Source organism: Endozoicomonas sp. ALC013 (genome assembly GCF_049310205.1).
Classification (GTDB): domain Bacteria; phylum Pseudomonadota; class Gammaproteobacteria; order Pseudomonadales; family Endozoicomonadaceae; genus Endozoicomonas.
In genome coordinates this window covers 21361-28807 of the sequence record NZ_JBLYNS010000061.1, presented here as the reverse complement: position 1 = coordinate 28807, position 7447 = coordinate 21361, and the positions used below count along the sequence as shown (strand labels likewise).

Below are 7447 nucleotides of genomic sequence, written 5' to 3'. Positions count from 1 at the left end.
ATCTGCCTGCTCCTTAAGCTGAGCGAGTAGACCCGGCTCCAAATCTAAAGTAGTTCTCATACATTCACCCTTGTGCATCATGAGTAACAGCCTAGCGCATCATGATGCAATAGCATTAAATTACCAGAATATGAAATTTCCAAATTTAATACTGTCAGCTGCAGTATTGGTGCTCAGTGCCAATGCCTTTGCCAGCGCCCCCATGTCAGAACCAGAAACCGCTGCTGGCCCTGAAGTTATTGAAAAAGCGGTGATCAAACCCGTATTTGGTCAAAACCTCTTTTCCGGATTTCGACAAGCTGAATTCAAAGGTTTTAATCCAAATTACAAACTTGCGGTAGGCGACAAAATCTCCCTGCAAATGTGGGGTGCTTATGAAGCAGCGGTCAAGCTGACAGTAGACGCCCAGGGCAATATATTTATCCCTCAGGTTGGCCCGGTAAAATTGCAGGGGGTGGCTAATAAAGACCTCAATGCAGTGGTTGAAAAAAAAGTTCGCAGTGTTTACCAGAAAAACGTCAATCTTTACGTCAGTCTGGATGCGACAGAGCCAGTGAAACTGTTTGTCACGGGCTTTGTAAAGTCGCCGGGTCTTTACGGTGGCTTTTCATCCGATTCGCTCCTTGCATTTCTGGCAAAATCAGGCGGTATCCGGCCTGAATCGGGCAGTTATCTGAATATAGAGTTAAAACGTAATGGCCAGACCAGGGCGGTTTTTAATCTCTATGACTTCTTACTGAAAGGCAGCATTGAGCAGGTTCAGTTACAGGATGGCGATACGCTGGTCGTTAATAGCCGACAGGGGGTTACCTACTTTGAAGGGCTGGTTGAAAACCCGGTTCAGATTGAATTCAACGGCAGTGGTGTAGCACTGGGGCAGGCGCTGGAAATGGTCGGGGCCATGCCTGAAGCGACCCATGTACGAATTGCCCGTAATCAGCTCAGCAAACGAAGTGTTGAGTACCTTCCTCTGGCCGATGCCAAAAGCGTGCTGCTGAACAGTGGCGACGAGGTCACTGTGGTGTCCGACAAAATGCCGGGTACGATCAGTGTGGTGGTGGAGGGCGAGCATAATGGCCAAGCCATTTATGTTCTGCCCTATGGCAGCACGATAGAGTCTCTTATTGATCAGCTACAACTCAATCAACGATCAAACTTGGAAGCTCTGCAGTTGTTTCGTAAAGAAGTAGCAGTCAGACAGAAAGAAGTGCTGGATATCTCTTTGCAACAGCTGGAGCAAGTCACCCTTTCGGCTCGCAGCTCAACGGATGGTGAGGCAAAACTGCGCCAGGCGGATGCGGACTCCATTCTTAAATTTATCGAGCGTGCAAGGCAGCTCAAGCCCAGGGGCCAGGTGCTGCTTGGTGACAGCCAGAAGCGCAACGATGTTCTGTTAAAAGACGGTGACCGCCTGGTGATACCTGGCCAGACGGTTCTGGTTCAGGTGCATGGGGAGGTGATGTTCCCCAACGCCATGGTCTTCCGGAAAAATGCCGATATTCTCGATTATATCGCCAGTGCCGGCGGGTTTAACCAGAAAGCGGACCAATCCCGCCTGCTGGTGATGCACCAGGATGGAACCATCACCAATATCCAGAAAAAGGGTGGCTGGTTTGCCGATGGCTATGCTAGGGCAGATATAAAGCCTGGTGATGAAATCATGGTAATGCCGCAGGTGGATATTAAGAGCTTCCAGTATACACGGGATGTGATTGATACGATTTATAAGGTGGCGTTGAGTACGGCAGTGGTTGCTGGGCTTTAAGGAATTGTCATATTTCAAAAAACAGGCTTCTGGCTGCTAGCTTCTGGCTGCTAGCGGCCAACAGCCAGCAGCAACCGTTTTTGATAAATCCGATTTAATCAGAAGTTTTCAATGAAGTGGTTTCATGGAAGACATTATTAAGCATTGAAAGATAAGCAGATAGATTATGCCTGACAGTATTCATCATTATTCAACCACCCGCAAAGGTATTATTCTTGCCGGTGGTTCCGGTACACGCCTTTACCCACTGACCAAAGTAGTCAGCAAACAGTTGATGCCGGTTTACGATAAACCGATGATTTTCTACCCGCTATCAACACTGATGCTGACTGGTATCAAAGAAATAGCCATTATCACCACACCGGAAGAAAAGCACCGCTTTCAACGCTTGCTGGGCGATGGATCTCAGTGGGGAATCCACCTTGAGTATATTGTGCAGCCTTCACCCGATGGTTTGGCACAGGCCTTTATACTGGCTGAAGAGTTTATTGGTGGTGATGACTGTGCTTTGATTCTTGGTGATAACCTGTTCTACGGTCATAAATTCTCACACCTTCTTCAGAAAGCAGACCAGCACAATGATGCAACCATTTTCGGGTATCGTGTTGCAAACCCAAGGGCATACGGTGTTATTGAACTGGACGAGAATGATAAGCCAGTCTCTATTGAAGAAAAACCGCAAAAGCCCAAGTCAAACTATGCTGTCACAGGTCTTTACTTCTTCGATAACCGTGTGGTTGAGTTTGCCAGGTCAGTAAAGCCATCTCACCGTGGTGAACTTGAAATCACCTCGGTTATTGACTGCTATCTCAATGAAGGGTCTTTGAAAGTCGCGAAAATCAGTCGTGGTTCTACCTGGCTGGATACCGGTACCCCTCAGGATTTGTTAAATGCCGCAGCATATATTGAAACCATTGAGTCCCGCCAGGGTATGAAAATAGCCTGCCCCGAAGAGATTGCATACCGCATGGGCTATATCTCTGCCCAGCAGTTATTCAAGATTGCGGAGCCATTGCGTAAGAGCGGTTACGGTGAGTACCTGATTAATATTATTGAAGAGGTCGAGGGCGTCAGCTGGTTTGAGCGTGCCGAGCCAAGCGTAGCCTGATCGTTTGTATGAAAGTTGTAGAAACAGGTATTGAAGGTTTGGTTATCATCGAACCTCAGGTATTCGGTGATGAGCGCGGTTTTTTTATGGAGACTTTCCAGGCACGGAAGTTTGCAGAATTGGGGCTGCCAACTCACTTTGTTCAGGATAATCATAGTCGTTCAGGAAAGGGGATTCTGCGGGGGCTGCATATCCAAAAGCATAACACGCAGGGAAAATTGGTACGTGTCACTGCGGGTGAGGTTTACGATGTGGCGGTAGACTTGCGACAGGGTTCACCGACTTATGGTGAGTGGCGTGGTGTTTACCTGTCTGATGAGAACAGGAAAATGCTCTGGGTACCGGAAGGTTTTGCCCATGGTTTTTATGTAACCAGTGAATCAGCAGACTTTGTTTACAAATGCTCAGATTATTATGCCCCGGAGCATGAACTGAGCATTGCCTGGGATGATCCTCAGCTTAACATTGAATGGCCGATTGGTTATAAAGAAAAGCCACAGCTATCGCCCAAAGATATGAGCGCAGTGCCTTTTTCTGAGGCATGCAGCTGGAAGCTGGAAGCAGGAAGCTGGAAGCAGGAGTTCTGAGAATGAAAGTGTTGATTACCGGCTCAAATGGGCAGCTGGGTTATGAGTTAACGAGAACAGCACCTGAAGGTGTTGAACTGACCTGTGTTGATGTGGAACAGCTGGATATTACTTCAGAAGCTGCTGTCACAAATTTCTTTGCAGAACATACACCAGATGTCGTTATTAATGCAGCCGCTTATACTGCTGTCGATAAGGCAGAATCCGACAGTGAACTGGCTTACGCAGTGAATGCTGTTGGGCCAGAACTGTTGGCTAAAGCCTGTGTTGATGCAGGTAGCTTTATGGTGCATGTTTCTACCGATTTTGTTTTTGATGGCAATCAGTCCACGCCCTACAAGCCTGAAGATCATCCAAAACCTGTCAGCGTATACGGTAACAGTAAGTTGAAAGGTGAAGAACAGGTTACCAGTATTCTTGGCAACCATGCAGTAATTATCCGTACTGCATGGGTCTATTCAACCCATGGTAATAACTTTGTTAAAACCATGCTTCGATTGATGAAAGAAAAAGATCAGCTTGGTATTGTGGCAGACCAGATCGGTACACCAACCTGGGCTAAAACACTGGCTGAATGCTGCTGGAATGTGGTTGGGCAGAAGCTGGAAGCTATATACCACTGGACGGATGCCGGAGCTGCCAGTTGGTATGATTTTGCCGTCGCTATACAGGAAGAAGCGTTAGAGCTTGGCTTGCTGAAAAAGGCTATTCCCATCAAACCCATTGCGGCAACTACTTACCCGACGCCTGCAAAACGACCAGCCTTCAGTGTGCTGGATAAGCAGTCAGCTTATGATCAGTTGCCAATGCCCATTAAGCATTGGCGAAACTGCCTGAAAGCGATGCTGAATGAACTTCAAGAGCAGTAATCACACGACTCTTTGCGTTATCTTCTATACCTTATTTGAGCTGCTGCTTTTAAAGTAGTCAGCTGAAAATCTATGACACGCCGCTATTTCGAGAAATGCATCGCTTGATAAAAAAAGCTTTATAAAAAAAGCTTTATAAACTTGACGGGTGGTAGCGTGCTTAAAAGATCTTTTTAAAATGAAAACACTACTTGTTACCGGTGGTGCCGGTTTTATTGGTGCCAACTTTGTTCACTACTGGCTGAACCAGTATAAAGAAGACAAAGTTATTGTACTGGATGCCCTGACCTATGCAGGCAATATTGCCAGTCTGGAACCTGTCAAGGAAAACTCCAACTTCACTTTTGTCCACGGCGATATTCTTAATACCGAACTGGTTGAGGAGCTTCTTCGACATCACAAGGTGGATACCCTGGTACACTTTGCTGCTGAATCTCATGTAGACCGTTCCATTACCGGCCCGGATGCCTTCCTTGAAACCAATATCATGGGTACCCACAGTCTGCTGAAAGCGGCAAAAAAAGTATGGCTGGATGAAAACCTGTTGGGTGATAAAGAACATCGCTTGCACCATGTATCGACGGATGAAATATATGGCACATTGTCTCTGACGGATCCGGCATTTACAGAAGACACACCTTACGCGCCAAACTCGCCTTATGCAGCCAGTAAAGCATCCAGTGACCACTTGGTTCGTGCCTATAATGAAACCTATGGCCTGAAAACGACGATCAGTAATTGCTCCAACAACTATGGCCCATACCATTTCCCTGAAAAACTGATCCCTCTGGTGATTACCAATATCCTGCACAACAAGCCACTGCCAATTTATGGTGATGGCAAGCAAATCCGTGATTGGCTCTATGTAGAAGACCATGCCCGAGGTATTGAACTGGTACTGAATAAAGGCAAGGTTGGTGAAAACTACAACATTGGTGGTCATAACGAGTGGCACAATATTGAAATCGTTAAACTTATCTGCCAATTAATGAATGAAAGCCTCCAGCTTCCAGCTTCCAGCCTTCAGCTAAATCAACATTTTCCTAAGGCAACATCCGCCATCGCAGGCAAATCCGAAACTCTCATAGAGTATGTTAAGGATCGCCCAGGTCACGACCGCCGCTACGCCATTGATGCCAGCAAAGCAGAAATTGAACTGGGTTTCAGGCCGACTGAAACCTTTGAAACCGGTATTCGTAAAACCATAGAGTGGTATCTGAATAACGAACACTGGTGGCAATCGTTAATTCAGCAATAACACCACAGGGATCGCAGCGCACCGGTGTAAGCGGTACTGCGATATTTGATTCTTTCCAATAGTTATAAAGGCCTTATGTCTGACCAGCAACTGATTGAAACCACCCGGAACTCATTACCTTCGCTCTCTTCCCGGGTGATGTTCTGGCGTCCGCGTTTTATGGCGGATTCGCCCTGGCTTGAGCATATTCCGTTTTATTTCTGGCTGATTGAGGCGCAGCAGCCGGAGTTGGTGTTTGATCCGGATGTTACGTCGGGCAGTACCTATTTTGCCCTGTGCCAGGCAGTGGACAAGCTGAATACCGAGACCCTCTGTATGGCGGGTTTTCACAGTCAGTGCCAACAGCAGGAAGCGATAGCCAGATATAACGAAGACCACTACCAGGAATTCTCCATTCTCTCCCCCGAACGAGCCCTGGACAGTATTAAGGATATTGATGACGGCAGCCTTGACCTTCTGGTCTTAAAATACAACAGTCCACTGATACTGAAGCAAAAATCGGGCAAAAGTGGCGAACAGTGGTGGGAGAAAAAACTGTCAGACTCTGCCATTGTCCTAGTACATGGCAGCCAGAAAAAAGAGATCAAGCCATTGTGTCGCTGGCTGAAAAAAAACTACAGCACCTTTGAGTTTGTTCATGGTAATGGACTGCTGGTGGTGGCCGCCGGTAAGCAGCAAAGTGTAAAAATCCAGTCATTAATGAGCCTCGGCACTAACCGCACCGGTGCCCGCATTATGCAGGATGTTTATTCCCGTCTTGGCCTGGCCTGTCGGGAATCCTGGTTCAGTGTTAACGGTAAGAAACAGCTCAAGGCGCTGGAGCTGGAACTTTCCCAAACCAGAGAAGAGCTGGCGAGCCATGAGCAAGAAAAGGCAGCCGTTGCCAGCCAATACCAGCAAGCCTGTCAAGAGCGGGAAGCCGCGCAACAGCAGAACCATAAGTTGCAGAACAGTGTGGAGCTGCGTTTTGATGAACTGGCTAAACTGACCACACTGCTCAACCAGACAGAAACCGAGTTACAGAGAGCCAGTGTTGAGCAGACAAAACTGCAACAGGCGCTGGAACAGTCCCTGACAGCGGCCAAGGAAACCCGATTAGCGGAAATCAAAAAACTCACTGACCAATTAAAAAACGAACAGGATAATAATCAAAAGGCAGCGGTAGAGTTGACCGGCGCAAACCAGAAACTGGCAGAACAGGATAAGTTAATTAAACGGCTGGAGCAGAATAACCAGTTGTTAGAAGCGGATCAGAAACAGGCCGCTTTGACCATTGAGGAACTGAAGCAAGAACACCGCCGACTGGAGCAATCTCTGCAACAGCGTTTTGATGAGCTGGCTATATTGACTTCCATGCTGGAAGAGAAAGAGCAGCAAATCAAACGGCAACCGGTTACCGGCACTGAAGAAAAATCGGAGGCAAAAGCGAGTCACAAAAAACGGCTGGCACTAAACTTTAACGTACTGGGAAAAAGACAGGCTGCCAAAGCAAAATTGAAAGAAAAGATCGTACTGATTGAGCAGTCCGGATTGTTCGATATCCAGTGGTACACCAAAACCTATCCGGCAGCGGCAAAATATAAAGCGGGAGCTATTGCTCACTATCTGATACTTGGCGCTAACAAGGGCCATAATCCTTCACCAGATTTTAATAGCAGTTGGTACCTTGATGCCTATCAGGATGTTAAAGAAGCAGGGATAAACCCATTGCTCCATTACATCCAGTTTGGCCGCAATGAAGGCCGATTTATCGAAAAAGCCTGATTAACTACTTAACTTTTATTTTCCTTGAACCTGTTATTTAAAACGTTATGCCTGAGTCAATTTTAAGGGATATTCAAAGTTCCGATTACTTTGATG

Annotated in this window: 6 protein-coding genes; all 6 read left to right on the top strand. The window is 46.9% G+C overall.

Annotation, left to right across the window (positions count from 1 at the left end; all coding sequences use genetic code 11):
- Window positions 1-169 precede the first annotated feature (169 nt).
- Window positions 170-1765, top strand: coding sequence for a polysaccharide biosynthesis/export family protein (locus ACO6V1_RS12755; RefSeq protein WP_422467075.1), 1596 nt, complete (start codon window positions 170-172; stop codon window positions 1763-1765).
- A 166-nt stretch (window positions 1766-1931) separates the two neighbouring features.
- Window positions 1932-2873 carry a glucose-1-phosphate thymidylyltransferase RfbA gene (gene rfbA / locus ACO6V1_RS12750; protein WP_422450382.1) on the top strand — a complete coding sequence of 314 codons (942 nt, stop codon included), beginning with the start codon at window positions 1932-1934 and terminating at the stop codon, window positions 2871-2873.
- An 8-nt stretch (window positions 2874-2881) separates the two neighbouring features.
- Window positions 2882-3460, top strand: coding sequence for a dTDP-4-dehydrorhamnose 3,5-epimerase (rfbC, locus tag ACO6V1_RS12745; protein WP_422450381.1), 579 nt, complete (start codon window positions 2882-2884; stop codon window positions 3458-3460).
- Window positions 3461-3462: 2 nt separating this feature from the next.
- The gene (gene rfbD / locus ACO6V1_RS12740) at window positions 3463-4329 is read left to right on the top strand and encodes a dTDP-4-dehydrorhamnose reductase (protein WP_422450380.1); all 867 of its coding nucleotides are present in this window, start codon (window positions 3463-3465) and stop codon (window positions 4327-4329) included.
- Between the two features lie 178 nt (window positions 4330-4507).
- A complete protein-coding gene (rfbB, locus tag ACO6V1_RS12735) occupies window positions 4508-5587 on the top strand; it encodes a dTDP-glucose 4,6-dehydratase (RefSeq protein WP_422450379.1) in 1080 nt (359 codons plus the stop codon).
- 75 nt (window positions 5588-5662) lie between these two features.
- Window positions 5663-7351 (top strand): hypothetical protein, encoded by a 1689-nt coding sequence (locus ACO6V1_RS12730; RefSeq protein WP_422450378.1) that lies wholly within the window; start codon window positions 5663-5665, stop codon window positions 7349-7351.
- The last annotated feature ends 96 nt before the right edge of the window (window positions 7352-7447 follow it).

Bases quoted from the DNA above. Each gene is read 5' to 3' on its own strand.
- rfbA (WP_422450382.1), top strand. From the start codon at position 1,932: ATGCCTGACAGTATTCATCATTATTCAACCACCCGCAAAGGTATTATT.
- rfbC (WP_422450381.1), top strand. From the start codon at position 2,882: ATGAAAGTTGTAGAAACAGGTATTGAAGGTTTGGTTATCATCGAACCT.
- rfbD (WP_422450380.1), top strand. From the start codon at position 3,463: ATGAAAGTGTTGATTACCGGCTCAAATGGGCAGCTGGGTTATGAGTTA.
- rfbB (WP_422450379.1), top strand. From the start codon at position 4,508: ATGAAAACACTACTTGTTACCGGTGGTGCCGGTTTTATTGGTGCCAAC.
- ACO6V1_RS12730 (WP_422450378.1), top strand. From the start codon at position 5,663: ATGTCTGACCAGCAACTGATTGAAACCACCCGGAACTCATTACCTTCG.